This is a genomic window from Lentisalinibacter sediminis, assembly GCF_040706615.1.
Classification (GTDB): domain Bacteria; phylum Pseudomonadota; class Gammaproteobacteria; order Steroidobacterales; family Woeseiaceae; genus Lentisalinibacter; species Lentisalinibacter sediminis.
Genome location: NZ_JAPDRF010000001.1, coordinates 198,916 through 223,436, shown reverse-complemented (window position 1 = coordinate 223,436; position 24,521 = coordinate 198,916). Strand labels below are relative to the sequence as shown.

Here is a 24,521-nt window from a genome sequence, read left to right as displayed (position 1 = left end):
CGCGATGACGGGACCGCTCACCGATACACCACGCTCCGGGATCGCCCTCGCCGCGGCCGCCCTCGCGGTCCTGCTGGTGGCCGCAGGGCCGGTCTCGGCCCAGGAGCAAGCGGCGCCCGGCTCGGCGGCTGGCACCGTGCCGGCCGATACCGACGCCGACGAGGCGCTCGAGCAATTCCGGGTGGAGCTGATCGTCTTCGAGTACGGAGACTCTCTCGCGGGCACCACCGAGGACTGGTCCGCGCCGCCCGACCCCGTCGAAGACACCGCAACCGTGGACGGGGCAGAGACCGGGACCGAGGCCGACACCGAGGCCGACACCGAGGCCGCCGAGACCGGCGAGACCGGCGAGACCGGCATCGCCGGCGACCCGCCCGAAGAACCGGTGTTCCGCTTCATGCCGCTGCCGGAAGAAGAACTCGAACTGGGCGAACTCTATCGGCGCCTCGGCAATACGGACGGTTACGAGCCGCTGCTGCACGTCGCCTGGCAGCAACCGGGTTACGATCCGGAGACAGCCCGGTCGCTCGATCTCTCCCGGCTGGCGGAGCTGCCGGACGGGCTGCAGGGCGAGGCCCGGCTGTATCGCTCCCGCTTCCTGCACCTGGAGCTGGACCTGGAACTCTGGTCGGAGCCGCAGAGCGCCCTGCCGGCGCCGCAGTCGGCAACGCCGACGCCACTCTTCCCCGATCGCGGGCGGTCCGACCCCGGCGAGCCGCTGGAGGCGCTGGCACCGGACGTCTACCGGCTCAACGAGCGGCGCAAGCTGCGCAGCGGCGAACTCCACTACTACGATCATCCCCGCTACGGCGTGCTGGCGAAGGTGACGCCGGTGGAAATGGAGGAGCAAGCCGCCGGGGAACCGGACAGCGGCGAGGGGGAACCGGCGGACCCGACGCCGACCGACGCCTCATCCGCGACAGACTGAAGCGCTCAGTCTTCGGCCGACGAGGCCAGAGCTTCCATGACGAAATCGTTCGCGTCCTGTTCGGCATCGGGCAGCGCCGCGGTCACCGTGCAATGGACGGTGACGAACCGACCCACCGGCGAATGCGGGTGATGGATGCCGAGTTCCCGCACCTGTCGGGTGATGGAATCGGCGAAGGCGCGCACCGCGGACTCGTCGCCGCCGTGCACCAGCGCCACGATGCAGTCTTCCTCCAGCCGGGAAGCGATGTCACTGGCCCGGCGCAGGCGCCGGGTGATGCAGCGGGCGACCCGCCGGATCATCGACTCGGTGGCATGCCGGCCGAAGGTATCGAGATAGGCGGGAAACGCCTCGATGCGGAACACGAGCAGCGACAGGCGGTGGCCTTCCCGGCACGCCAGTGCCCAGTCGTGGGTCAGCACGCCGTCGAAGAACGCGCGCGGCGCGAGTCCCGTCGCCGTGTCCCGCCGCTCCGTCGCCGCCAGCGTCTCCGCGGGGCTCGGCGGGCCGTCCGCCGCCTGCGCCTCGCCCTTGCGCAACGACAGGTGGCAGGCGGCGTACTCCTTACCTTCTGAGGCCTCCAGCGGCGTCACGCACAGGGACAACGGCGACGCCGGCTCGTCCGGCATGCCCGGATAGACGGTGAGATAGATCGGCTCGCGGTCCGCCAGCGCCTGCGCCACCCGCGGCCAGTCGTCGCGGCCGCCGACGTTGTGCAGGATGCTCTTCAGGCTCTGGCCTGACAGCTCCCCCGGACTAAGCCGCGCGAGTTCGCCGAACGCCGGGTTGAAGAACACCGCCTGCCAGTCCTGGCCCTGCTTCGCCACCACCATCATCCCCTCGGGCAGACCGAGCAGCAGTGACTCCAGCAGGCTTTTGGACAGTGACTTCATCGGTTCTCAGTCATCCTCCGCTGGCGGCCCGGCGGCGCTGACGATCAGTGCCAGCGCCACGCGACTGGCCGCTTCCGCGCCACGGGCGAGGTTCGCCTCCAGGTCCGCGTGTATCGCCGCCTCACCCCGCCCGGCCGCGCGGTTGACCAGCACCGCCAGGCAAGCGTATTCCAGCGCGAGCTCGCGTGCCAGCACCGCCTCCGGCATGCCCGTCATGCCGATGTACTCGACGCCGTCGCGGGCCAGCCGGTCCACCTCTGCCCGGGTCTCGAGCCGCGGCCCCTGGGTGACGCCGTAGATGCCGCCGGCACGGCAGGGGATGGCCAGGCCGGCGGCGCGGCCGATCAATGCCTGGCGCAGGGCCGCATCGTAGGGCTCCGTGAAATCGATGTGCTCGAGCGGGCCGGACTCGCCGTCGAAGAAGGTGGACTCCCGGCCCCCGCTGTAATCGATGAGCTGATCCGGCACGGCGAGCGTGCCCAGCGGCGGCTCGGCCGGGATGACCCCGACGGCGTTGACAGCGATCACCCGGCACACGCCGAGCTGGTCCAGGGCCCAGAGGTTGGCCCGGTAGTTCACGCGGTGGGGCGCTATGTCGTGCCGGTCGCCGTGCCGGGAGAGGAACCAGAACCGCTCGCCCTCTGCGGCCAGCTCCATGAGCGGCGCGGACGGCGGGCCGAATGGCGTCGTCATCTCCCGGGTGTCGACCACTTCCACGCCGGGCATACGCTCCAGTCCGGAGCCGCCGATCACCGCGATGCCGCTGCCCCGCAACGCCTCGTCCATGACTTCGCCCATTACCTCTTCCATTACAACGGCTCCGCCAGCGCGTACAGGCCCGGCAGCTCCCGCCACCGTCCCTGATAGTCCATGCCGCAGCCGACGATGTAGCGGTCCGGCACCAGCAGGCCGCAGAAGTCCGGGCTGAACGGCGCTGCGCGATCGGGCAGATCCTTGACGGTCAGCACGCAGGTGAGCACCTCTCCGGCCCCGGCCGTGCGGCAATGATCCGCGACCGCCGCCAGCGTGACACCCTCGTCGAGGATGTCGTCGACGACGAGCACCGCGCGGCCCGCTAGCGGCGTCTCCGGCAGCGCGTGCCAGCGCAGCGCTCCGCCTTGTGTCCCGCTGCGATAGCGCCCCACCCGCAGGCTGTCGTTCAGGTGGGGGATGGCGAGCCGGCGGGAGATCTCGTCGGCTGGCATGCGCCCGCCCTCCAGCACCGCGACCAGTACGGGTTCCCGGCCCGCCAGGCGCGCGCTGATGGCGCCGGCGAGCCGGTCGAAGGCCGCGGCCACCTCAGCTGGGCTCGCGATGCGCTCGGCACCCTCGGGGATGCGCACGCCGCTGCCCTGAGCGCAGGAGAGATCGTCAGGCATCGAGTTCCAGCACCGGTCGGTCCATGGCCGCGGCCAGTTCGGCGTGCAGCGCCTGCCAGCGCTCGCTGTCCAGCAGCCGCTGCCGGCCGGTCCGCCGCCGCCCGTGGAATCGGGCCAGGCGGACGAGACTGGGCGGATCGCGGTAGTCGCCGAGACCCTCGGCCGTCGCCTCGGCCCGTGCCCGGTCGTTACAGACCAGCACCATGTCGCAGCCGGCATCCAGCGCCGCCCGGGCCCGGCGCGACATGCTGCCGACGCTTTCGGTGGCCTTCATACTGAGGTCGTCGGAGAACACGGCGCCGTTGTAGCCCAGTCGTCCGCGCAGCTCCTCGCCGATCCACCAGCGTGAGAATGTGGCCGGCCTGGCGTCCACCTCGCTGTAGACCACGTGGGCCGTCATGATGCCCGGGACGCCGGCGCGCACGAGGCGCTCGAAGGGCTTGAGATCCTCCATGATCTCGCCGTAGGGACGGCGGTCGACCGGCAGTTCCTCGTGGGAGTCCGGCACCACCGCGCCGTGCCCGGGATAATGCTTCGCCACCGCCGCCATGCCGGCGTCCTGCATCCCGTGCATGTAGGCCGCCGCGAGTTCGCCGGCCGCCTCGGGCGCGGCGTGGAAGGCCCGGTCGCCGATGACCTCGCTGAGACCCCAGTCGAGATCGAGCACCGGTGCGAAGGAGAAATCGACACCGACGGCACCGAGCTCCGCCGCCAGCAGCCAGCCCGTGTGACGGGCGAGCCGCCGGCCCGTGTCCGGATCGACGTCATAACGCCGCCCGAGCCAGCGGGCGGCCGGCAGCGCCGTGAAGCCCTCGCGGAAGCGCTGGATGCGGCCGCCCTCCTGATCGACGGCGACCAGCAGCGCCGGCGTGCGCAGCCGGTGGATCGCCTCCGTCAGCGCGGTCAGCTGATCCGGCGACGCAAAGTTGCGGCTGAACAGGATCACGCCGCCGACGGCGGGATGCATCAGGAAGTCCCGGTCTGCCGGCGTGAGTTCCTTCCCTTCGATGTCCGCCATCAGCGGGCCCAGTGACATGGCCCCTCCGTCGCTCTGGCCGAAGATATCGCCTCAGATTCACAAAATACTTCAGAACCCGCGCATAAAACTCTGAACTTCATCATATTCTGTCGAATACCGCGACGGATTCCATGTGGCTGGTATGGGGGAACATATCCAGAACGCCGGCCGCAGACAATCGCAGGCGCCCCGGAGCGGTCAGCGTGCCGGCGTCCCGGGCCAGGGTACCCGGGTGACAGGAGACATAGACCAGCCGCCGCGGCGGCCTGTCGGCGAAGTGCCGCGCGAGGGCGTCCGCGCCCGGCCGCGCGGGATCCAGCAGGACCCGGTCCCAGTCCGAGCGCAGCCAGTCCTCTGCCGGATCGGGCTCGGCCAGGTCCCGGTGCAGAAAGGCCACGCTGCCGAGTCCGTTGGCCGCCGCATTCTCCTCGGCGCGCCGCACCAGGTCGGCGCTGCCCTCGATGCCCAGCACTTCGCCCGACCGCCGTGCCAGTGGCAGCGTGAAATTGCCGATACCGCAGAACAGGTCCAGCACGCGCTCTTCCGGCTCGGGCGCGAGCAGCTCCACCGCCCGCGACACCAGCGCCCGGTTCAGCGGCCCGTTCACCTGGACGAAATCCAGCGGCCGGAAGCGGATCGACAGGTCGAACTCGGGCAACTCGTAGCAGAGCGTTTCGGGCAGGCCGCCGTCGGCGTCCGGCAGCGGCTGCACCGTCTCCACCCCGCCGGTCTGCAGGAAGAAACGCAGCGCATGGGTCTCCGCGAAGCCCCGCAGCCGCGCCTCGTCCTCCGCCGACGGCGTCTCGAGCACGCGCAGCACGAGGGCGGTCAGGTTGTCGCCGACCGCCACCTCGATCTGCGGGATCTGCTCGCGCACCGACAGCCCGGCGATGAGCTCCGCGAGTTCGCCGAGCAGTCCGCCGACCGGCTCCGCGAGGACCTCGCAGCGGCCCGTGTCGGTCACGTAGGGCTTGAAACGCTCCCGGAACCCCACCAGCACCCTGCCCTTGCCGTGGACATAGCGCACGCCCAGGCGGGCGCGGCGCCGGTAATGCCAGGCGGGCCCGCGCAGCGGCTCGAGCACTTGTTCGGGCGTGACGCCGCCGATACGCTCCAGGTTATCGAGCAGGACCTGCTGCTTGGCCTCGATCTGGCGCTCGGCGGCCAGGTGCTGCAGCGAACAGCCGCCGCAGATGCCGTACACCGCGCAGCGCGGCTCCACCCGGTCCGGCGAGGCCTCCAGCACGGCCTCCAGCCGCGCCTCGTCGAAGTTCTTCCGCCGCCGCAGCCGCAGGAAGCGCACCCGCTCGCCGGCCAGGGCGCCGTCGACGAAGACTTTCTTGCCCGGCACGTCGGCGATACCGCGCCCGTCGTGGGTAATGCCCAGGATGCCGGCCTCTTCCGGCTCGCGTTGCTTCTTCGCCATTGTCTTCGCGATCGCGCAGGCCTCAGCGCCCGGCGGCGCCGTCCCAGGCCTCGAGGAACTCGGCGAAGTGCGCCTCCCCACTCTCGCCGAGACTCCGGCGCACCCGCTCGTATTCCTGCTCGAGATCGGCCGCCGACATGCGGCCACGCATGAACTCGAAGCGCAGATACACGAGGTAGGTGTTGACGACGTCGGTCTCGCAGTAATTGCGTATGCCCTCGATCTCGCCCGCCTGCCACGCGCCCCAGACCTTGTCGCCGCTCATGCCGAGCTTGCCGGGGAATCCGAGCATCACGGCGATGTCATCCAGGCCCGCCCGGGCGCGCACCTGGTAGCCGGACAGCACGTCCATCAGGTCGATGTGGCGCCAGTGGAAGCGGCCGAGGTAGTTGTTGTAGCGGTAGTCCCGTTCGCTGTCACCGGTCTCCCAGTAGCGCGATGCTGCCACGCCGTGCAGCAGCGCCCGGTAATGCAGCACCGGCAGGTCGAAGCCGCTGCCATTCCAGGACACGAGCGTGGGCGCGAAGCGTTCGATGCCGTCGAAGAAGCGGGTGACGATCTCCGCCTCGTCGGCATCCGGCTCGCCGAGGCTCCAGACCCGGAAGCTGTCGCCGGTCCTGAGCGCCACCGAGATGGCGACGACCCGGTGCAGGTGCAGTGGCATGAACTCGGTGCCGGCGTCCTGCAGCCGCTTGAAGGTCATGGCCGTCGCCACGTCGTCGTCGGACAGGTCACCGAGATCCCAGAGGCGCCGGCCGGCTTCGATGTCCGGTATAGTCTCTATATCAAAGGCAAAACAATGCATTAAGCTATCTTCTTAATTGGAATTATCATCTAGAGTCGGCCCGTCTGCCTGCTCCGCCACGGCGAATGCCAGCACCAGCCCGGCCTCGTCGGTCAGGCTGACGTGGGTATTGCCGACGCCCAGCCGTCGGCAGACGGCCTGCCCGCGCTCCGAGAAGATCACCACGGGCCGCCCCCGGGGATCGGGCACGAAGCCGGCATCTCGGATCCACATGCCGTGGGCGAAACCGGTGCCCATGGCCTTCACCACCGCCTCCTTCGCTGCGAAGCGCATCGCCAGAAACCGCACCGGGCGCTTGTTGCGGCGAAACAGCTCCGCCTCCCGCGGCATCAGCAGCCGGCGCACGAAATGCTCGCCGAACCGCTGGTAGGCATCGGCGATACGGGAGATCTCGACGACGTCCGTGCCGACGCCGAATATCAAGAGCCCCGCGCTCCCTGCATCAGCTCGTGCATGCGGGCCACGGCGGGGCCGAGTCCCTCGATGACGGCGCGCGCGATGATGGCATGGCCGATGTTGAGTTCGACGATCTCCGGGATGGCGGCGACGAGCCCCACGTTGTGATAATGCAGGCCGTGCCCGGCATGCACGGTCAGCCCGTTCTCGGCCCCGAAGCGCGCGGCCTCGCGGATACGCTCGAGTTCCGCGGCCTGCTCCGCACCCTCCGCCTCCGCGTAGGCACCCGTGTGCAGCTCCACCACCGGCGCGCCGCAATCGTAAGCCGCCCGGAGCTGCTCGGGATCCGGGTCTATGAACAGCGAGGACCGGATGCCCGCCGTGGAGAGCTGCAGCACCGCGTCGGTCACCTCGTCACGCCGCGAGACCACGTCCAGACCGCCCTCGGTCGTGAGTTCCTCCCGCTTCTCCGGCACCAGACAGCAATCGGCCGGCCGCAGCTCGAGGGCGATGGCGATCATCTCCTCCGTGACGGCCATCTCCAGGTTCATGCGCGTCTGCAGCGTCCCGGCCAGCAGCCGCACGTCCCGGTCCTGAATGTGGCGCCGATCCTCGCGCAGGTGCACGGTGATGCTGTCCGCACCCGCACGCTCGGCGATGAACGCTGCCTCCACGGGATCGGGATAGCGCGTGCCGCGCGCCTGGCGCAGGGTGGCCACGTGGTCGATGTTGACTCCGAGTTTCAGTGTCTGCATCTCGCTGTCTTCCTGTGCGGCCGGGCGCAGTCCGGGCCCGGCCCCGCCCTAGCGGGCCTCGCCGTCGCCCGCTTCGCTGCGCCGGCGCATCGCGCGCATCACCCGCCGGCTGCTGAGCTCCCTGCCTTCCAGGCAATGCTCCAGAGCCGTCTGCAGGATGCGGCGCGCCCGTTTCAAAAGCGCCGGATCCTCCAGCTGTTCGGCGGCAATGTCGCGGAGTTCGGCGCCGCTGTAAAGGGAGGCATCGGGGCCGTCCGCGGTGACCCGGGCGACGCCCTCTGCCGCCTTCACCCGGTACCAGGCGTCGTCCTCCACCGGCAGGCCGGTAACCATATCATGCTCCAGATCGAGGCCGTAGCCGATGGCACGCAACAGCCTGAGCTCGAAGCAACGCAGCGTGAACTCCACGTCGGCACGGCTGGCCAGTCCGGTCACCGCCGCCTCGTAGGCGGCGTACACGTCGGGCTGGGCGTCGTGGCGATGGGTGAGTTTCAGCACCAGCTCGTTCACGTAGAAACCGGCCATGAGCGCATCGCCGGAGAGGTCGGGCAACCGGCCGGCCGCCTCCACGCCGGTGAGCGTGCCGAGATCGCCCGCGATGGTCCAGGACAGCTCCAGGGGAGCGAAGGGCCGCAGTACCCCGCGATAGCGCGAGCGGGCCGAGCGCACACCGCGCGCCACCAGGCCGATGCGGCCGTGGTCCCGGCTGAAGATCTCGATCAGCTGGCTGGAATCCCGGAACGGCCGGCTGTGCAGCAGGAAACCGGGCTGGGAGGCGATGCGGGAGCGCTGGCTCACCGGGTCTCGTAACCGAACTCGCGCAGGCTCTTCTCGCTGTCCGCCCAGTTCTCGCGCACCTTGACCCACAGCTCCAGGTGCACGGGCGCGCCCAGCATCCGTTTCAGCTCCCGCCGGGCGGAGGTGCCTACCGCCTTCAGGACACCGCCGCCCCGCCCGACCACGATCCCCTTGTGGGACGGCTTGTCCACGTATATGACGGCGTCGATCTCGTAGCCGGTGCGGCTGCGGGCGAACTTCTCGATGACCACGGTGAGCCCGTAGGGCAGTTCGTCGCGCAGCCTCAGCGTCAGCTTCTCGCGGATCAGCTCGGCGGCCATGAAGCTCTCGCTGCGGTCGGTCACGGTATCCCGGTCGTACAGCGGCGGCGAGACCGGCAGGTAACGCGGGATGAGGGCGAGCAGACGGTCTACGTTGTCGCCGGTGCGTGCCGAGAGCGGCACTATCTCGGCGAACTGCGCCTTGTCGGCGACCCGGGCCAGCGTCTCCAGCAGACGCTCCTTCGGCCGGACGAGATCGGCCTTGTTGGCGATCGCGATCACCGGATGACCCGAATCCAGGATACGCTCCAGCACCATCTGGTCGGCCCCGCGCCAGCCCCTGGCGTCGAACATGAACAGCAACAGATCCGCTTCCGCGGCAGCGCCGGTGGCCGCACGGTTCATCGCCCGATTGATGGCGCGAGGCTGATTACCGTGCAGGCCCGGCGTGTCCACGAAGATGATCTGCGCGCCCTCACGCTCGCTGATGCCGTGAATACGGTGCCGGGTGGTCTGTGGCCGGGGCGTCACGATGCTCACCTTGCGGCCGACGATGCGGTTGATCAGCGTGGACTTGCCCACGTTCGGCCGCCCGACGACGGCCACGAAACCGCACCTGTGATCCTGTTGCTGTTGTTGCGACATGGGATCCTATGATGAAGAGCCGACCGTCAGGGAGGCAAGCAGCTGGTGCGCGGCCTCCTGTTCCGCCTCCCGGCGGCTCGCGCCGCTCGCCGTCGCTTCGCCGTCCGGCTGCAGCAGCCGGCAGCGGACCTCGAAGCGCTGCGCGTGTGCCGGTCCGCTGGCGCCGATCAACTCGTAGGCGGGCAGCGGCAGGCCGCGGGCCTGCAGCCATTCCTGCAGGCGGGTCTTCGGATCCTTCAGCGAGTCGCCCTCGGGCAGGTGCTCGAGCCGCCGGGAGTAGAGGCGGTGCACTACCCGCTCGGCCTCCGCGTAGCCGCCGTCGCGGAAGATGGCACCCAGCAGCGCCTCCAGCCCGTCCGCCAGGATGGAGTCCCGCCGGAAGCCGCCGCTCTTCATCTCGCCGGAGCCGAGCTTCAGGTACTCGCCGAGGCCGTGCTGGCGGGCGACCTGCGCCAAAGAATGATCGCGCACCAGGCGAGAGCGAAGCCGGCTCAGCTCACCCTCCTCGGCGTCCGGGCGGAGCGAGATCAGCGCATCGGAGATGACGCAGTCGAGCACCGCGTCGCCGAGGAACTCGAGACGCTCGTTACTGCGGCCCGGCGCGCTGCGATGGGTGAGCGCGCGCTCCAGCAGGGTGGTGTCGCCGAACTCGTAGTCGAAGGTCCGCCGGACCCATTGGGTGATGTCTTCCAAAGCCCGGCGCGTCGCCCCCCGATCAGCTGAGATCAGCTGAGGTCAGCTGCGGACCTCCACCGTCTTCGTGAACTTCACGGCGAACGAGATATTCGAGATGAACGGCGTGCGGTTCTCGTAGTCTGCCTCGATCACGTAGCCATCCGCGATCTTCTTGATGCTCAGGTCCCGCTCGCTGATGATGTTGATGCTCTCGATGTCGAAGCGACGCGACAGGGAACGCATCAGATCCTGACGGGTCGGGCCCTGCCCCTCGAACTCGTCCTTCACCCCGTCGAGCACACTGACGATCTTCATGTGCTCAAGGTAGACGGGCACCAGGCGAATGCCGGCAAAGACGAACAGGCCGACGAAGGCCACGAGGATGAGCATGCCCAGGGTCGTCATGCCCCGCTGCCTGCCGCCGCTGTCGATGTGACGAAGCTCCACCATATCCGCCTCCGGAACCTGCTGGGAAAGCGTTATGTCACGCGATATTAACCGATCACGCAGTGACCTGCGCCACATTATCGGATTTTGTCGCCGATGCGATCCCAGCGCGGCCACTCGCCCCACTGCCAGTTGAGCCAGATGCGGCTGGCCCGGCCCACCAGGTTGTCTTCCGGCACGCAGCCCACCTGGGGGAAGCGGCTGTCCCGGCTGTTGTCCCGGTTGTCGCCCATCACGAAATAGCAGCCGTCGGGCACCTCGAAGCGGTAGATACCGGACAGCGGGCTTCGCTGCAGCAGGACCAGGTGCTCGTTATCGCCCAGCCGCTCGATGAACAGCTGCCCCGTCTCGCCGTCCTCGGTCCAGCGCTCGGCGGCCTCCATCTCGACCGGCTCGCCGTTGATGAACAGCCGATGGTTGCGATAGACGATCTCGTCGCCGGGCAGGCCCACAACGCGCTTGATGTAGTTGATGTCCGGATTGGTGGGCAGACGGAAGACCGCGATGTCGCCCCGCTCGGGCCGGCCGGTCTCCACCACCTCGGTGTGCAGGACCGGCAGCCGCAGACCGTAGGAGTACTTGGAGACGAAGATGAAGTCGCCCACCAGCAGGGTGGGCACCATGGAACTCGACGGAATGCGGTAGGGTTCGAAGGCGAACGAGCGTATCGCCAGCACCAGCAGCAGCACGGGGAAGAAAGAGCGCGAATACTCGACGATCTTCGGCATGCCGGCGCCGTCCTCGGCGCCGGCGCGCCGCCGGCCTCCGGTCAGGGCCCAGACGAGCCAGATCACGCCGGTGATCAGCGTGGCCAGTACCAACAGCAGTGACAGGTCCAATTTCATTTCCGCGCGACGATCCGGTCCAGCACCTTACTTCTCCACCTGCAGTACGGCAAGGAACGCTTCCTGGGGAATCTCCACGGAGCCGAGCTGCTTCATACGCCGCTTGCCCTCCTTTTGCTTTTCCAGCAGCTTGCGCTTGCGGCTGACGTCGCCGCCATAGCACTTCGCGGTCACATTCTTGCGCAGGGCCTTGACCGTGCTGCGCGCGATCACGTGGGCGCCGATCGCCGCCTGGATGGCCACCTCGAACATCTGCCGCGGTATCAGTTCCTTCATCTTCTCCACCAGTTCCCTGCCCCGCGGATAGGCCTTGTCCCGATGGACGATGACCGACAGCGCATCCACTTTCTCCTTGTTGATGAGGATGTCCAGGCGCACGAGATCCGCCGCCTGGAAGCGGGCGAAGTGGTAATCGAAGCTGGCGAAGCCGCGGCTGGCGGACTTCAGCCGGTCGAAGAAGTCGAGCACCACCTCCGAGAGCGGCATCTCGTACTCCAGCGAGATCTGGCCGCCGAGATAGAGCATCCTGGTCTGCACGCCGCGCTTGTCGATACACAGCTTCATGACCGCGCCGACGTGCTCCTCGGGCACCAGGATACCGGCGACGATGATCGGCTCGCGGATCTCGGCGATCTCGCCCGTCGGCGGCAGCGCGGACGGGTTGTCCACGCTGACGATCTCGCCGGTCACGGTCTGCACCTCGTAGACTACCGTGGGCGCGGTGGTGATCAGATTGATGCCGTACTCGCGCTCGAGCCGCTCCTGGACGATCTCCATGTGCAGCATGCCGAGAAAGCCGCAGCGGAAGCCGAACCCGAGCGCCACCGAGGTCTCGGGCTCGAAGTGCAGCGCGGCGTCGTTCAGCCTGAGCTTCTGCAGGGCCTCGCGGAAGGTCTCGTAGTCGTCGGACTGGGTCGGGAACAGGCCTGCGAACACCCGCGGTTGCATCTCGCGGAAGCCGGGCAGTGGCTTGTCGCAAGGCCGCTTATCGATGGTCAGCGTGTCGCCGACGGGCGCGCCGTCGATTTCCTTGATGCTGGAGATGACGAAACCCACCTCGCCCGCCTCCAGCGTTTCCGTGTCGAGCATCTTCGGCGTGAACTTGCCCACCCGATCCACCTGGTGTGCGCGGCCGGTCGACATGACCCGGATCTTGTCCCGGTTCGTCAGCGTGCCGTTCATCACCCGCACCAGACAGACCACGCCCACGTAGTTGTCGAACCAGGAGTCGACGATGAGCGCCTGCAGCGGCGCTTCCGTATCGCCTACCGGCGGCGGTATCCGCGTGACCAGCGTATCCAGCAGTTCGCGCACCCCTTCGCCGGTCTTCGCGCTGACCAGCACGGCATCGTGCGCCTCCAGGCCGATGATCTCCTCGATCTCGTTGATCACCTTCTCCGGCTCCGCGGCCGGCAGGTCGATCTTGTTCAGGACGGGCACCACTTCCAGCCCCTGATCGATGGCCGTATAGCAGTTGGCGACGCTCTGCGCCTCCACGCCCTGGGCCGCGTCCACCACCAGCAGCGCGCCCTCGCAGGCGGCCAGGGAACGGGAGACCTCGTAGGAGAAATCCACGTGGCCGGGCGTATCGATGAAGTTCAGCTCGTAGACGCGGCCATCCGTCGCCGTGTACTCCAGCGATACGGTCTGCGCCTTGATGGTGATGCCCCGCTCGCGCTCCAGATCCATCGAATCGAGCACCTGGGCGGCCATCTCCCGATCACTCAATCCCCCGCAGATGTGGATAATGCGGTCGGCCAGGGTGGACTTGCCGTGGTCGATATGGGCGATGATCGAGAAGTTGCGGATATTCTTCATATAAGCGGAATCGACTCAGGATGGTGCGCGGGGAACCGGCTCGCGGTGCCCGGGCGGGCCCGGATACCCGAGAGCCCCCGGGGCAGCGCGGATTATAAACGGCCCGGGGGCTCCGGTTCGCCGTTTTCAGTGGGCGCGTCGCACTGATCCAGGTATTCCATCACCCTGGCCCGATCCAGCCTGGCCTCGCAGAGCACCCGGCCATCGGCCTCGAGCACCGGCACACGCAGTCCGTAGCGCTCGACCAGTTCCGGGTCACGGTCGACGTCGCGGAGGTGGAGACGGACGCGGCCCCGCGTCAGCGGCATGAGTTCCTCGATGAGGACCTCGCACAGGTGACAGCCGCGCCGGGTGTAGACGGTGAACTCAGGCATCCGCGCCAGTTTCCGCCGATCCGGACACCAGCAGGCGGGGCTGGCAGCAGCCGGCCGCGTCCAAGCGCGACGATACGCTGCGGGCCAGTGGCAGCGCCGCCGCAAAGGCGCCGAACGCGAAAGCGACGGCCGCAGGCTCGCCGAGACCCAGCAGGGTCGCCGCCGCGCTGCCCGCCAGCAGACCCGCGAGCGGGATGCCGTAGACGGCCACGGCCGCGCCGGCCAGGCCGCGCTGCTCCAGGGTCACATGGACGGTGTCGCCCGGCGCCGGCCGGTAATCCGGGGGCCTGGGCAGAAGCAGCCGACTCTCGCCCGCCCGGGCCGCAGCGAAACCGAAACCGCAGCCCTCGCCGCGGGCGCAGCGGGCGCAGGAGCCTGCCGTTGTCACCCGGACCGCGATCGTCTGCCGGTCGACGGCCTCGACCCGGGCTTCGCGCACGAGCAGTCCGGCGTCGTCATTCACCGGCCGGCGCCGCGGCGAGAGAATTGGCGATCATCCGCACCGTATGGCCCGGCACCTCGCCGATCGCCGTGACCTGATGTCCGTTGACCACCGTACCGAAGGCGTAGGCAGCGCCGATACGGGAGGCGCCTTCGAGTTTGTCGGCTGCGTGCTGCCCGGACTCCACGAAGACGGACACGCTGGCGACACCGTCCGAGTAGACGATGTGGGCCACCTCACCTTCGGTATCCGGGAATCGCTCCGTGCCAGCGGAAACCAGCCGGAAACCGCTCGGCACTTCGCGGGCCTCGAAGCCGGTGGGATTGACGTCGTCGCGTCTGGCCGCCTGCCCGGCGTGGCGCACCCAGGTGAAACCCTCGATGTCCATCGACGGGCGCAAAGCCGAGGCCGGTATGGGCTTGCCGATGGTGATCTCGGCGAAGCGCATCTCCTCGACGATGTCGCCGCCGGTGCCGACCACCTGGCGCCGCAGCGGCAGCGCGGAGGCCTTGTCGAGCCAGAGACGATGACCGAAGCGGAAATGATCGCGGGGCCGGATGGCCAGTTGCACCGACGGGCGGCCCACCACGCGCTCGTAATCCTCGATGGTGAGGTCGTAGCTGCGCGACAGGGCCTCGGGCTGCACGGCGAGGCGGCCGAACAGGCCCTCCTGATTGATCTGCTGCTCGACCAGCACCATGCGGCTCTCGGGCAGGATGCAGTGCACCTCGTCACCGGCGCGGATGATCTCCCGGCCGGCGCCGTCCAGGGATTCGAGCTTCTCGCTCACCTCGCCGTCCTCGTAGCGATGGACGACGCGCAGCGTCTGCACCTGGCCGTTATGCACCCGCACGACGGTACCGCTGTAGTTGGCCTGCTCGACGGCCATCGCCATCCGCTGCAGCCAGTCCATGGGCGAGGGTTCCGCCGCCAGCGCGGCGCCGCACAGCGTCGCGGCGGCGAAGCCGGCGAAGAAGCTGCCGCCGCGCATCGCGGACCTACCGGACCGCATCATCCGCCGGGTTCTCTGCCGTTCCCGTCCGTCCGTCTTCAGAAGTCACCGTGGAGTTTTCCGTGGCATATACCGAGGTCCCGTTCGGCTGCGTGACGATGCGACTGTGCATCCCGCTGCGCATGAGTGTACCAGCCCGCTCGCCGTGGCTGATCATGTAGTTGGTCAGTCGCGCCGGCACGGCACTGACCGGCCGGACCATTACGGGCGCGTCCGCCGGAACGGTGTAGGCATAGCCCTCGGCAGTGGCATCCAGCGGTGCCGCGACCGGGACTTCGTCGGCGGTGTCCGCGGTGACCGCGTCGGGCCCGGCCAACTCGCCGGTGTTCTGCAGCCCCATCAGCGCGACCACTGCCACCGTCGCGGCCACCGCGACGCCGGCTGCCGGGCGCAGCCAGCGGGAGCGGACGGGCCCGGCTGCGGCGCCACCGTAGGTGGTCTCGTCGTCGAGCGCCGCCGCGACCCGCCCGGCCAGGTCCGTGCCGGCCAGGCGTTCGCCGCGCAGGGCCTGGCCTATCAGCAGATAGCGCCCGGCGACGCGCCTCAGTTCCTCGTCGCCGTGCAGCCGCCGCAACAACAGCTCCGCTTCTCCGTCGGGCAGTTCGTCGTCCAGGAAGGCCGACATCTGGTCTCGTAGCTTGTCGTTCATGTCACACCGATCTCATCTGCCGATCTCGTCTACCGGTTCTCTTCTAAAGTCCCGCGCGCCTCATGCAAGGAGCGGCTCGATCCGTTTGCTGATGGCCTCTCGCGCCCTGAAGATGCGCGAGCGCACGGTACCCACCGGGCACTCCATGGTCTCGGCGATCTCTTCGTAGGTCATGCCTTCCAGCTCGCGCAGGACAATCGCCGTGCGCAGATCCTCCGGCAGGTCCTGGATCGCCTCGTTGATGGTCTGCTGCACCTCATCCTTCATCAGGACCCGCTCCGGGCTGTCGATATCCTTCAGACGGGCCTGCATGTCGTATTGTTCCGGGTCCTGGAGATCCAGGTCGTATTCCACTGGTCGGCGCTTTGCCGCCACCAGGTAGTTCTTGGCCGTGTTGACGGCAATGCGGTACAGCCAGGTGTAGAACGCGCTGTCGCCCCGGAACCGCGGCAGGGCCCGGTAGGCCTTGAGGAATGCCTCCTGGGCCACGTCATTGGCCTCGTCGGGGTCCCGCACATAGCGCATCACCAGGTTCACGATCTTCGTCTGGTACTTGAGTACGAGCAGGTTGAAAGCCTGCTTGTCCCCCTGCTGTACCCGCTTTACCAGTGCGGCGTCGCTCCGTTTCGCGCTCATCGGTCGGACTCACGCAGGACGGTATCGCGCACTGCCAACGCAATAGACAGGGGGCCGTCTGGAAAGTTCTCGGAATAAGGCATCGGAAAGGAGGAAAATCCCTGTTTGTGATGCGCCTCACGCGACGTGCCGATGCCGCGGCGGGTTGCAGCGCATGATGGACCTGATGAAAGACGCCTGGAAGACAGACTCGATTCTAGCAGTTGGGCGACTTTGCAACCAAAGCACCGCGCCGCGTGCGCCGGAGTATGCGCAGGCGGCGCCAGTCCTCGCCGCTCTGCGACGGCGGCCGTCGCAGCGGCACCAGCCATCGCCGCCCGCCGTCTCCCCGAAACACGGCCAGCGCAGCGCCGCGCGCAAACCAGCTCGCGGGCGATAGCGTGACGGACACCGTCTCGTCGCCGGTGCTGAGCGCCCAGCCCCGGGCCGGATCGTAGCTCACGGCCGCGGGCAGCGGAGCGCAGGCGGCAAGTCGGCGGTGGCAGATCAGCCCTGCTGCCAGCGGCAGGATCCCGGCCAGGCGGCTCCACCCGGTACCGACTGCGGCCAGCGCGACGGCCGTGAGCAGCGCTACCGCCGCCAGGTAGCCATGCAGCCAGCGCCTGTGCGAGCGCTCAACGGGCAGAGAAATCGCGAATTCTGCGGATGATTCCGGCAAGCCCGCGCTCCGGCTCGGCTCTGCCGAGTAGATAAGCCCATATCTCCGGGTCCTGCGACTCGAGTAACGCCGCAAAATCCGCCTTTAAGGGCTCTTCCAGGCGCGGATACTCCTGCTCGAGGAAGCCGCTCAGGAGGACGTCCAGCTCCCGCATGCCGCGCCGGCAAAGCCAGCGCAGCCGTCCCGGCGGCGCCGTCGTGTCGGTCATGACCGCCTGGCCCTCAGAGCCGGCGCTCTGCCAGCATCTTCTTCGTCTCGGCGATGGCCTTCGCCGGATTCAGGCCCTTCGGGCAGGTCTGGGTGCAGTTCATGATGGTGTGACACCGGTACAGGCGGAACGGATCCTCCAGCGCATCCAGTCGCTCCCCGGTAGCCTCGTCCCGGCTGTCCACCAGCCAGCGATAGGCGGCCAGCAGCGTTGCCGGACCCAGGTAGCGGTCACCGTTCCACCAGTAGCTCGGGCAACTGGTCGAGCAGCAGGCGCACAGGATGCAGGCGGACGGGCTGTTGATCTTCTCCTGGTCCTCCTTGGACTGCAGCCGCTCGCGATCCGGCGGTGCCGGCGTGCGGGTCTGCAGCCAGGGCTTGATGGAGGCGTACTGGGCGTAGAAGTTCGTGAGATCGCCCACCAGGTCCTTCACCACCGGCAGGTGCGGCAGCGGGTAGACCTTGATGTCGCCACCCACGTCCTCGTTGGCGGTGATGCACGCCAGCTGGTTGCCGCCGTCGATATTCATCGCGCAGGAGCCGCAGATGCCCTCCCGGCAGGAGCGGCGGAAGGTGAGCGTGGGGTCGATCTCGTTCTTGATCTTGATCAGCGCATCGAGAACCATCGGGCCGCACTCGTCCATGTTCACCTCGTAGGTGTCCATGCGCGGGTTCTCGCCGCTGTCCGGATCATAGCGATAGACCACGAACCGACGCACGTTCTTCGCGCCGTCCTGGGCGGGGAAATGGCGCCCCTTCCCTATCCGTGAGTTCTCCGGTAGTCGAAATTCTGCCACGTCTGCCGATTCCTCTTGGTGTTGCCGTCTCGGGGTATGTCCGCCCCGGTCAGTAGGTGCGTGCCTTGGGCGGGATGGCCTGCACCTCGTCCGTCAGGGTCTGACCGTGCACGGGGCGGTAGTCGATTTCCACGCCCCCGTCCTCGCCGACCCAGGCCAGCGTGTGCTTCATCCAGTTCTCGTCGTCGCGGTCCGGGTAATCCTCGCGGGCCTGTGCGCCCCGGGACTCCTTGCGGTTGGCCGCGGAGTGGATCGTGGCCAGTGCGTTCAGCAGCAGGTTCTCCAGCTCCAGCGTCTCCACCAGGTCGGAATTCCAGACCATGGACTTGTCCGCCACACTCACCCGGCGGTAGTCGCCGAAGGTGTTCTTCAGTTTCTCGATGCCTTCCGCGAGCAGGTCGCCAGTGCGGAACACGGCCGCATGATTCTGCATGAGCTTCTGCATCTCGAGGCGGATCTCCGCGGTCGGGCGCTCGCCGTCGCGCCCCAGCAGGCCGCGGATCTTCTCCACGGTCGCCTTACCCGCGTCGTCCGCCAGCGGCTTGTGCCGGGCACCCCGGTCCATGCTCTCGGCGCAATGCCGTGCCGCGGCGCGGCCGAACACCACCAGGTCCAGCAGGGAGTTCGAGCCCAGCCGGTTGGCGCCGTGCACCGATACGCAGCCGGCCTCGCCCACGGCCATGAGACCCGGCACCACGCTGTCCGGATCGCCGTCCCTGGAGGTCACGACCCGGCCCCGGTAGTCCGTCGGGATGCCGCCCATGTTGTAGTGCACGGTGGGCAGCACCGGGATGGGCTCCTTCAGCACGTCGACGTTGGCGAAGATCTTCGCCGTCTCGGCGATGCCGGGCAGCCGCTCCTCGATCACGTCGCGACCGAGGTGCTCCAGGTGCAGATAGCAATGGTCTTTCTCCGCGCCGACGCCCCGGCCCTCGCGGATCTCGATGGTCTCCGCGCGGCTGACGACGTCCCGGGACGCGAGGTCCTTCGCGTTCGGCGCATAGCGCTCCATGAAGCGCTCGCCCTCCGCGTTGGTGAGGTACCCGCCCTCGCCGCGCACGCCCTCGGTGATGAGGCAGCCCGCGCCATAGATGCCGGTGGGATGGAACTGCACGAATTCCATGTCCTGCACCGGCAGGCCGGCACGCAATACCATGCCGCCCCCGTCGCCCGTGCACGTGTGTGCCGAGGTGCAGGAGAAGTAGGCACGGCCGTAACCGCCGGTGGCGAGGATCACCTGATGCGCGCTGAAGCGATGCAGACGGCCGGTGGCGAGATCCAGCGCCACGACACCCCGGCAGACGCCGTCTTCCATGATCAGGTCGATGGCGAAATATTCGATGAAGAACTCCGCCTCGTGCTTCAGCGACTGCTGGTACAGCGTGTGCAGCATGGCATGGCCGGTGCGATCCGCAGCGGCGCAGGTGCGCTGCGCGGTGCCCTCGCCGAAGTGGGTGGTCATGCCGCCGAAGGGTCGCTGATAGATGCGCCCGTCCTCGGTGCGGGAGAACGGCACGCCGTAGTGCTCGAGTTCGATGACCGCGTTCGGGGCCTCTTTGCACATGTACTCGATGGCGTCCTGGTCGCCGAGCCAGTCGGAGCCCTTCACCGTGTCATACATGTGCCAGCGCCAGTCGTCCTCGCCCATGTTGCCGAGCGCGGCGCTGATGCCGCCCTGGGCGGCGACGGTGTGGCTGCGGGTCGGAAATACCTTGGTGACGCAGGCGGTCGTGAATCCCGCCTCGGCCAGGCCGAAGGTGGCGCGCAGTCCGGCGCCGCCGGCGCCGACGACGACCACGTCGTACTTGTGGTCGATGAAGTCCTTGTCCAGGCTCATGTCTCCGTCCCGAAAGCGATCTTGAGGATGGCGAACAGCGCCGCGACCGCCACCACGACGTGCAGGAAACGCACGGCGAGCAGGGTAATCACACGGGTGGCGCCACCGGTGTAGTCCTCGATCACCACCTGGGTGCCGAGGAACGAGTGGTAGGTGAGGGTCGCGACCAGCAGCAGCAGCAGCACTGCCGTCACCGGCGTGGCGATCCAGCCAGTCACCGTGGCGTGATCCAGCCCTTCCAGACCGAGGAGCGCGATGACGAACCACAGGGTCAGCGGCACCAGCGCCACGGCGCTCACGCGCTGCATCCACCAGTGTTCCGTACCCGACTTGGCCGAGCCGAGCCCGAGCGCGCGGGCCATGGGAGTCTTGATGGTCATGTCCGTACTCCCTCTAGCTGCCCGACGTCAGGATGATGACCCACAGGACCGCCGTCGCCACTATGCTGGCGGCCACCACGGTCCAGCCGGATGCCCTGGCCTGCTCCATCTCGAGGCCCATGCCGGCGTCCCAGAACAGGTGCCGGATGCCGTTGCCGAGATGGAAGAAGAACGCATAACTGCCGCCGAGCAGAATCAGCAGGCCCGGCGGCGAGCCGATGAAGCCGGCAATCGACTGGTAGGCTGCGGCTCCTGAGGCTGCGGCCAGCAGCCAGGCGGCCAGCAGCAGCGTGGAGAGAGACAGCGCCACACCCGTGCCCCGATGCAGAATGGAGAGCGTGGAAGTGATGCGCCAGCGGTAGACACCGATGTGCGGTGACAGTGGCCTGTTGGTGTTGTCCATGTCCCTCTTTTTCGACTGACGAAGCTGTTCCCGATGCCGGCGTCGAACCTGTGTCGCGCACGGGACACGACCACGCACGTTCGTCATCCGGCTCCGGATGACGGCCTCTTCGCGGCGGGTGTGCCCGGCGCCTCGGGCCCGCTGGCCCGGCGGCACCTCAGAAGTCTATGCAACGGCCGCCTTTCTCCCAGTCGCCGTAACGCGTAGGATCGGGACCCTGACGGCCGCCGATCTCTTTCGGCGCGTCGTCACCCGGGAGCGGCGCGTTTCCAGCGTCTTCGCCGGCTCCGTCGTTGGTCTCCGGGGAGGTTTCGGGCGGCTGCTTAGACATGTTCTAAGTATGCCAGAGGCGATCACTCGATGCACCCGCCCGAACTGAGTCAAACCCTTGAAACCCGGCCACTGCGGCGGCGTCCGGAGCGGGCCGGCAGAACGGCCGAGGAGGCGAATTGAGCGAAACGTCGAACCCCGTCAGCGACACCCCGGTCTGCCTTGCGGTGACCGGTGCGGACCGGATCGATTTCCTGCAGGGGCAGCTCACGCAGAACGTCGGGCGGCTCGAGGCAGAGCGGATCCTGACTGCCGCCTGGTGCAACCCGAAGGGCCGCGTGATCGCCCTGCTCACGCTCGTGCACGGCCGCGACCGCGTGCTGCTCTTCCTGCCCGGGTGGCAGGCGGACGACTTCACCGCCCGCCTGCTGCGCTACCGACTCCGCGCCGACGTGGACATTGCATCCGAGCCCGAAACGCGGCTCGTCGCGGTCGACTCCGGACCGGGCGGCATGCAGCTGCCCGAGGGCGAACCCGTGCTGGCCATGCGGGTGCTGCCGGGCACCGAGCCGCGCGTGGTGGAGATCTGCACGGCAGCCGATCATCTCGAGGGGCTGGACGCTGCGCTGCTGCCGGCGGAAGCCTGGCGCCGCGCGGCCATCCGCGCCGGGCGCCCCGCGCTTTACCCGGAGACGGCCGAAGCCTTCACACCCCACATGCTGAACCTCGACCTGCTGGATGCGATCAGTTTCCGCAAGGGCTGCTATACGGGCCAGGAAGTGGTCGCGCGCACGGAGAACCTGGGCCGGCCGTCGCGGCGGATGCTGCGTTTCAGCGCGAGAGCAGAGCCGCCCGCACCCGGCTCGCGACTGCTGGACGAGGCCGGCAGCACGGCCGGCACCGTAGTGCGGAGCGCTGTCGTCGACGGCAGCAGCGAATTCCTCGCGGTGTCGTCCATCAAGCAGCTCGGCGGCGAGTTGCGCCTGCAGGACGGCACGCCAGCCGCGCCCGGCTCGCTGCCCTACTCCGTGCCGGAACTGGAGGCCGGCTGAGAGTCGTCCTTGCCGCGCTCCTGGTCATGTTGCTGGCCATGTTCCTGGCCATGCTCCGGCCGCATGTAGGGGAACAGCAGTACGTCCCGGATCGACGGTGAGTCGGTCAGCAGCATGACCAGCCGGTCGATGCCGACGCCGAGGCCCGCGCACGGCGGCATGCCGTATTCCAGCGCACGGATGTAGTCCTCGTCGTAGGACATGGCCTCCTCGTCGCCGGCACTGCGATTGTCGACCTGGGCGCGGAAACGTTCCGCCTGGTCCTCGGGGTCGTTCAGCTCGGAGAAGCCATTGGCGATTTCCCGCCCCGCCACGAAGAACTCGAACCGGTCGGCGACGAAGGGGTCGTCGTCGTTGCGCCGGGACAGCGGCGACACCTCCACGGGATAGGCGGTCACGAAGGTGGGCTGATCCAGCGTATTCTCCACGGTCTTCTCGAAGATTTCGATCTGCAGCTTGCCGGGCCCGTAGCCGGCCAGCAACGGAATGCCGAGGGACTCCGCCACCTCTGCGAGGTGGTCCCGATCCCGCGCGCGGGCAGGCTCCAGCCCCGGATTCGCGTCGAGGATCGACTGCTCGACGGTGACCCGGCGAAACGCCGGCGCGAAGTCGTAGTTATTGCCCTGGTAATCGACGGCAGTGCCGCCGGTGACTGCCTCGCACACGCCGCGCATCAGGCTCTCCACCAGCTCCATCAGATCCCGGTGATCCGCATAAGCACAGTAGAGCTCCAGCATCGTGAACTCCGGATTGTGCTGGGTGGAGATGCCCTCGTTACGGAAGTTGCGGTTGATTTCGTAGACGCGCTCGAAACCGCCGACCACCAGCCGCTTCAGGAACAGCTCCGGCGCGATGCGCAGATACAGCTGCATGTCCAGCGCGTTGTGATGCGTCACGAACGGACGCGCCAGCGCGCCGCCCGGCAGCGTCTGCATCATCGGCGTCTCCACCTCCAGAAACTGCCGCTCGTCCATGAAGGCGCGGATGAAGGAGACGATCTCCGAGCGCGTGGTGAACACCCGGCGGCTGTCGTCGTTGATGATGAGGTCGACGTAGCGCTGGCGGTAGCGGGTCTCCTGGTCGGTGAGACCGTGCCACTTCTCGGGCAGCGGACGCAGCGCCTTCACCAGCAGCCGCAGGACGTCGACCTTGACGCTGAGCTCACCCGTGCGCGTCCTGAACAGGGTGCCCTCTGCCGCCACGATGTCGCCCAGGTCCCAGCCCTTGAACTGCCCGTAGAGACCCTCGGGCAGTGCGTCGCGCTGGACGTAGAGCTGGATCTGCCCGCTGTGGTCCTGCAGCTTCGCGAAGCTCGCCTTGCCCATCACCCGTTTGGCCATCATGCGGCCGGCGACGGAGACGCGGATGCACCGCTCCTCCAGCGCCTCGCGGTCCTCCTGGTCCCAGGCAGCATGCAGCTCGGCCGCCAGCGCGTCGCGGCGGAAGTCGTTCGGGTAGGCGCCGCCCGTCTCGCGGAGCTCGGCGAGTTTGCGCCGGCGCTCGGCGATCAGCTTGTTCTCGGATTCCGCGGGCTTGTCCTGACTCAATGCTCTTCCCTCAATTGCTCTGCCAGAGGCTCTGCTAGAGGCCCTGCTTCAGGCTCGCCTCGATGAATTCGTCCAGGTCGCCGTCCAGCACCGCCTGGGTGTTGCCGGTCTCGACCCCCGTGCGCAGGTCCTTGATGCGGGACTGGTCCAGCACGTAGGAGCGGATCTGGCTGCCCCAGCCGACGTCTGCCTTGGTGTCCTCCAGCGCATCCGCCTCGGCCCGGCGCTTCTGCAGCTCCAGCTCGTAGAGCTTGGCCTTGAGCTGCTTCATCGCGGTGGCCTTGTTCTTGTGCTGGGAGCGGTCGTTCTGGCACTGCACCACGATCCCCGAGGGCTCGTGGGTGATGCGCACGGCCGACTCCGTACGGTTCACGTGCTGGCCGCCGGCGCCGCTGGCCCGGTAGACGTCGATGCGCAGGTCCGACGGATCCACCTCGATGTCGATGTCGTCCTCCACCTCCGGCGAGACGAACACGGAGGCGAAGGAGGTGTGGCGACGGTTACCGGAGTCGAACGGTGATTTACGAACCAGGCGGTGCACGCCGGTCTCGGTCCTGAGCCAACCGTAGGCGTACTCGCCGACGAACTTCACCGTCGCGCTCTTGATGCCGGCCACCTCGCCCTCGGAGGCCTCGATCATCTCGGTACGGAGGCCGTGCTGCTCGGCCCAGCGCAGATACATGCGCAGCAGCATCTCTGCCCAGTCCTGTGCCTCGGTGCCGCCGGCGCCGGACTGGATATCGACGAAGGCGTTGGCCGAATCCATCTCGCCGGAGAACATGCGGCGGAACTCGAGCCCCTCGACGTCGCTGGCGACGCCACCGATATCCCGGGCGATGGACGACAGGGTGTCCTGGTCTTCCTCCGCCGCCGCCATCTCGAGCAACTCGCCGGCATCCGCGACGCGGGTGCCGATGCGATCGAGGGTGCCGACCACCTTCTCGAGTTCGGCGCGTTCCTGGCCGAGCGCCTGGGCACGCTCGGGGTCCTGCCACACGGCCGGGTCCTCCAGCTCGCGCAGGACTTCGGTCAGCCGCTCCGACTTGCCCGCGTAGTCAAAGATACCTCCTCAGGGCTTCCGCCCTCTCCGCGAGGTCCTCGATCTCCGTTCTGATCTGGTTGGTGTCCATTGCACCCCTCCGAAAGCAAGCGGCGCAGTCTAACATGCG

At 68.1% G+C, this 24,521-nt stretch carries 30 protein-coding genes; 2 read left to right on the top strand and 28 right to left on the bottom strand.

The features are described from left to right. Nucleotides 1–4 precede the first annotated feature (4 nt). A complete protein-coding gene (locus ACJMKX_RS01090; RefSeq protein WP_405220148.1) occupies nt 5–928 on the top strand; it encodes a CsiV family protein in 924 nt (307 codons plus the stop codon). 5 nt (nt 929–933) lie between these two features. Here the strand turns inward: ACJMKX_RS01090 and ACJMKX_RS01085 are convergent, their stop codons facing one another. The 26 genes from ACJMKX_RS01085 to ACJMKX_RS00960 form a co-directional block, all read right to left on the bottom strand. Then, nucleotides 934–1,821: a diguanylate cyclase domain-containing protein gene (locus ACJMKX_RS01085; protein WP_405220146.1), complete on the bottom strand. Its 888-nt coding sequence runs from the start codon at nt 1,819–1,821 to the stop codon at nt 934–936. Between the two features lie 6 nt (nt 1,822–1,827). Then, nucleotides 1,828–2,631: an S-methyl-5'-thioinosine phosphorylase gene (locus ACJMKX_RS01080; protein WP_405220144.1), complete on the bottom strand. Its 804-nt coding sequence runs from the start codon at nt 2,629–2,631 to the stop codon at nt 1,828–1,830. Beyond that, nucleotides 2,631–3,200 carry a hypoxanthine-guanine phosphoribosyltransferase gene (locus tag ACJMKX_RS01075; protein ID WP_405220142.1) on the bottom strand — a complete coding sequence of 190 codons (570 nt, stop codon included), beginning with the start codon at nt 3,198–3,200 and terminating at the stop codon, nt 2,631–2,633. The genes ACJMKX_RS01080 and ACJMKX_RS01075 overlap by 1 nt, the downstream gene beginning before the upstream one ends. Continuing rightward, on the bottom strand, nt 3,193–4,236 hold the full coding sequence (gene nagZ, locus ACJMKX_RS01070; protein ID WP_405220140.1) for a beta-N-acetylhexosaminidase: 1,044 nt from the start codon (nt 4,234–4,236) through the stop codon (nt 3,193–3,195). The genes ACJMKX_RS01075 and nagZ overlap by 8 nt, the downstream gene beginning before the upstream one ends. An 82-nt stretch (nt 4,237–4,318) precedes the next feature. After that, nucleotides 4,319–5,644 carry a 23S rRNA (uracil(1939)-C(5))-methyltransferase RlmD gene (gene rlmD, locus ACJMKX_RS01065; protein WP_405220138.1) on the bottom strand — a complete coding sequence of 442 codons (1,326 nt, stop codon included), beginning with the start codon at nt 5,642–5,644 and terminating at the stop codon, nt 4,319–4,321. Between the two features lie 22 nt (nt 5,645–5,666). Then, nucleotides 5,667–6,449, bottom strand: a complete 783-nt coding sequence (locus ACJMKX_RS01060) for a 3'-5' exonuclease (RefSeq protein ID WP_405220136.1) — start codon at nt 6,447–6,449, stop codon at nt 5,667–5,669. A gap of 12 nt (nt 6,450–6,461) precedes the next feature. Then, on the bottom strand, nt 6,462–6,872 hold the full coding sequence (acpS, locus tag ACJMKX_RS01055) for a holo-ACP synthase (RefSeq protein WP_405220134.1): 411 nt from the start codon (nt 6,870–6,872) through the stop codon (nt 6,462–6,464). Then, nucleotides 6,869–7,600 (bottom strand): pyridoxine 5'-phosphate synthase, encoded by a 732-nt coding sequence (gene pdxJ, locus ACJMKX_RS01050; RefSeq protein WP_405220133.1) that lies wholly within the window; start codon nt 7,598–7,600, stop codon nt 6,869–6,871. Before pdxJ ends, acpS begins: the two co-directional genes overlap by 4 nt. Nucleotides 7,601–7,648: 48 nt before the next feature. Then, entirely contained in the window at nt 7,649–8,398 is a 750-nt protein-coding gene (gene recO / locus ACJMKX_RS01045; RefSeq protein WP_405220131.1) for a DNA repair protein RecO, read from the bottom strand. Beyond that, nucleotides 8,395–9,303, bottom strand: coding sequence for a GTPase Era (gene era, locus ACJMKX_RS01040; RefSeq protein ID WP_405220130.1), 909 nt, complete (start codon nt 9,301–9,303; stop codon nt 8,395–8,397). The genes recO and era overlap by 4 nt, the downstream gene beginning before the upstream one ends. Nucleotides 9,304–9,309: 6 nt before the next feature. Further along, nucleotides 9,310–9,996, bottom strand: a complete 687-nt coding sequence (rnc, locus tag ACJMKX_RS01035; RefSeq protein WP_405220128.1) for a ribonuclease III — start codon at nt 9,994–9,996, stop codon at nt 9,310–9,312. 42 nt (nt 9,997–10,038) lie between these two features. Further along, nucleotides 10,039–10,428, bottom strand: coding sequence for a DUF4845 domain-containing protein (locus tag ACJMKX_RS01030; RefSeq protein WP_405220127.1), 390 nt, complete (start codon nt 10,426–10,428; stop codon nt 10,039–10,041). A 74-nt stretch (nt 10,429–10,502) separates the two neighbouring features. After that, nucleotides 10,503–11,270, bottom strand: coding sequence for a signal peptidase I (gene lepB / locus ACJMKX_RS01025; RefSeq protein WP_405220125.1), 768 nt, complete (start codon nt 11,268–11,270; stop codon nt 10,503–10,505). A 27-nt stretch (nt 11,271–11,297) separates the two neighbouring features. Then, entirely contained in the window at nt 11,298–13,088 is a 1,791-nt protein-coding gene (gene lepA / locus ACJMKX_RS01020) for a translation elongation factor 4 (protein WP_405220123.1), read from the bottom strand. Between the two features lie 92 nt (nt 13,089–13,180). Beyond that, on the bottom strand, nt 13,181–13,462 hold the full coding sequence (locus tag ACJMKX_RS01015) for a glutaredoxin family protein (RefSeq protein WP_405220121.1): 282 nt from the start codon (nt 13,460–13,462) through the stop codon (nt 13,181–13,183). Then, nucleotides 13,455–13,925 carry a SoxR reducing system RseC family protein gene (locus ACJMKX_RS01010; protein WP_405220119.1) on the bottom strand — a complete coding sequence of 157 codons (471 nt, stop codon included), beginning with the start codon at nt 13,923–13,925 and terminating at the stop codon, nt 13,455–13,457. The genes ACJMKX_RS01015 and ACJMKX_RS01010 overlap by 8 nt, the downstream gene beginning before the upstream one ends. Continuing rightward, complete coding sequence (locus ACJMKX_RS01005; protein ID WP_405220117.1) at nt 13,918–14,895, bottom strand: MucB/RseB C-terminal domain-containing protein; 978 nt, start codon at nt 14,893–14,895, stop codon at nt 13,918–13,920. Before ACJMKX_RS01005 ends, ACJMKX_RS01010 begins: the two co-directional genes overlap by 8 nt. Before the next feature lie 7 nt (nt 14,896–14,902). Beyond that, the gene (locus tag ACJMKX_RS01000) at nt 14,903–15,565 is read right to left on the bottom strand and encodes a sigma-E factor negative regulatory protein (protein WP_405220115.1); all 663 of its coding nucleotides are present in this window, start codon (nt 15,563–15,565) and stop codon (nt 14,903–14,905) included. Nucleotides 15,566–15,625: 60 nt separating this feature from the next. Beyond that, nucleotides 15,626–16,201, bottom strand: coding sequence for an RNA polymerase sigma factor RpoE (gene rpoE, locus ACJMKX_RS00995; RefSeq protein ID WP_405220113.1), 576 nt, complete (start codon nt 16,199–16,201; stop codon nt 15,626–15,628). Between the two features lie 196 nt (nt 16,202–16,397). Continuing rightward, on the bottom strand, nt 16,398–16,859 hold the full coding sequence (locus ACJMKX_RS00990) for a hypothetical protein (protein ID WP_405220111.1): 462 nt from the start codon (nt 16,857–16,859) through the stop codon (nt 16,398–16,400). Beyond that, nucleotides 16,816–17,067, bottom strand: a complete 252-nt coding sequence (locus tag ACJMKX_RS00985) for an FAD assembly factor SdhE (protein WP_405220109.1) — start codon at nt 17,065–17,067, stop codon at nt 16,816–16,818. Before ACJMKX_RS00985 ends, ACJMKX_RS00990 begins: the two co-directional genes overlap by 44 nt. A 13-nt stretch (nt 17,068–17,080) precedes the next feature. Then, on the bottom strand, nt 17,081–17,863 hold the full coding sequence (locus ACJMKX_RS00980) for a succinate dehydrogenase iron-sulfur subunit (protein ID WP_405220107.1): 783 nt from the start codon (nt 17,861–17,863) through the stop codon (nt 17,081–17,083). A gap of 49 nt (nt 17,864–17,912) precedes the next feature. After that, entirely contained in the window at nt 17,913–19,700 is a 1,788-nt protein-coding gene (gene sdhA / locus ACJMKX_RS00975) for a succinate dehydrogenase flavoprotein subunit (protein WP_405220105.1), read from the bottom strand. Continuing rightward, the gene (gene sdhD, locus ACJMKX_RS00970; protein WP_405220103.1) at nt 19,697–20,080 is read right to left on the bottom strand and encodes a succinate dehydrogenase, hydrophobic membrane anchor protein; all 384 of its coding nucleotides are present in this window, start codon (nt 20,078–20,080) and stop codon (nt 19,697–19,699) included. Before sdhD ends, sdhA begins: the two co-directional genes overlap by 4 nt. Nucleotides 20,081–20,093: 13 nt before the next feature. Then, nucleotides 20,094–20,483, bottom strand: a complete 390-nt coding sequence (gene sdhC / locus ACJMKX_RS00965) for a succinate dehydrogenase, cytochrome b556 subunit (protein WP_405220101.1) — start codon at nt 20,481–20,483, stop codon at nt 20,094–20,096. 157 nt (nt 20,484–20,640) lie between these two features. Continuing rightward, entirely contained in the window at nt 20,641–20,814 is a 174-nt protein-coding gene (locus ACJMKX_RS00960) for a DUF1674 domain-containing protein (RefSeq protein ID WP_405220100.1), read from the bottom strand. A 118-nt stretch (nt 20,815–20,932) separates the two neighbouring features. Between ACJMKX_RS00960 and ygfZ the strand changes: the two genes are divergently transcribed. After that, entirely contained in the window at nt 20,933–21,805 is an 873-nt protein-coding gene (gene ygfZ, locus ACJMKX_RS00955) for a CAF17-like 4Fe-4S cluster assembly/insertion protein YgfZ (protein WP_405220099.1), read from the top strand. Here the strand turns inward: ygfZ and lysS are convergent. Both lysS and prfB read right to left on the bottom strand, forming a co-directional pair. Next, the gene (gene lysS / locus ACJMKX_RS00950) at nt 21,775–23,352 is read right to left on the bottom strand and encodes a lysine--tRNA ligase (RefSeq protein ID WP_405220097.1); all 1,578 of its coding nucleotides are present in this window, start codon (nt 23,350–23,352) and stop codon (nt 21,775–21,777) included. The two genes, ygfZ and lysS, sit on opposite strands and share 31 nt — an antisense overlap. A gap of 34 nt (nt 23,353–23,386) precedes the next feature. Next, nucleotides 23,387–24,482, bottom strand: a protein-coding gene (prfB, locus tag ACJMKX_RS00945) for a peptide chain release factor 2 (RefSeq protein ID WP_405220095.1) whose coding sequence is annotated in 2 segments (ribosomal slippage) — nt 23,387–24,409 and nt 24,411–24,482 — 1,095 coding nt in all. Because the reading frame shifts where the segments join, the coding sequence is not laid out codon by codon here. Nucleotides 24,483–24,521 lie beyond the last annotated feature (39 nt).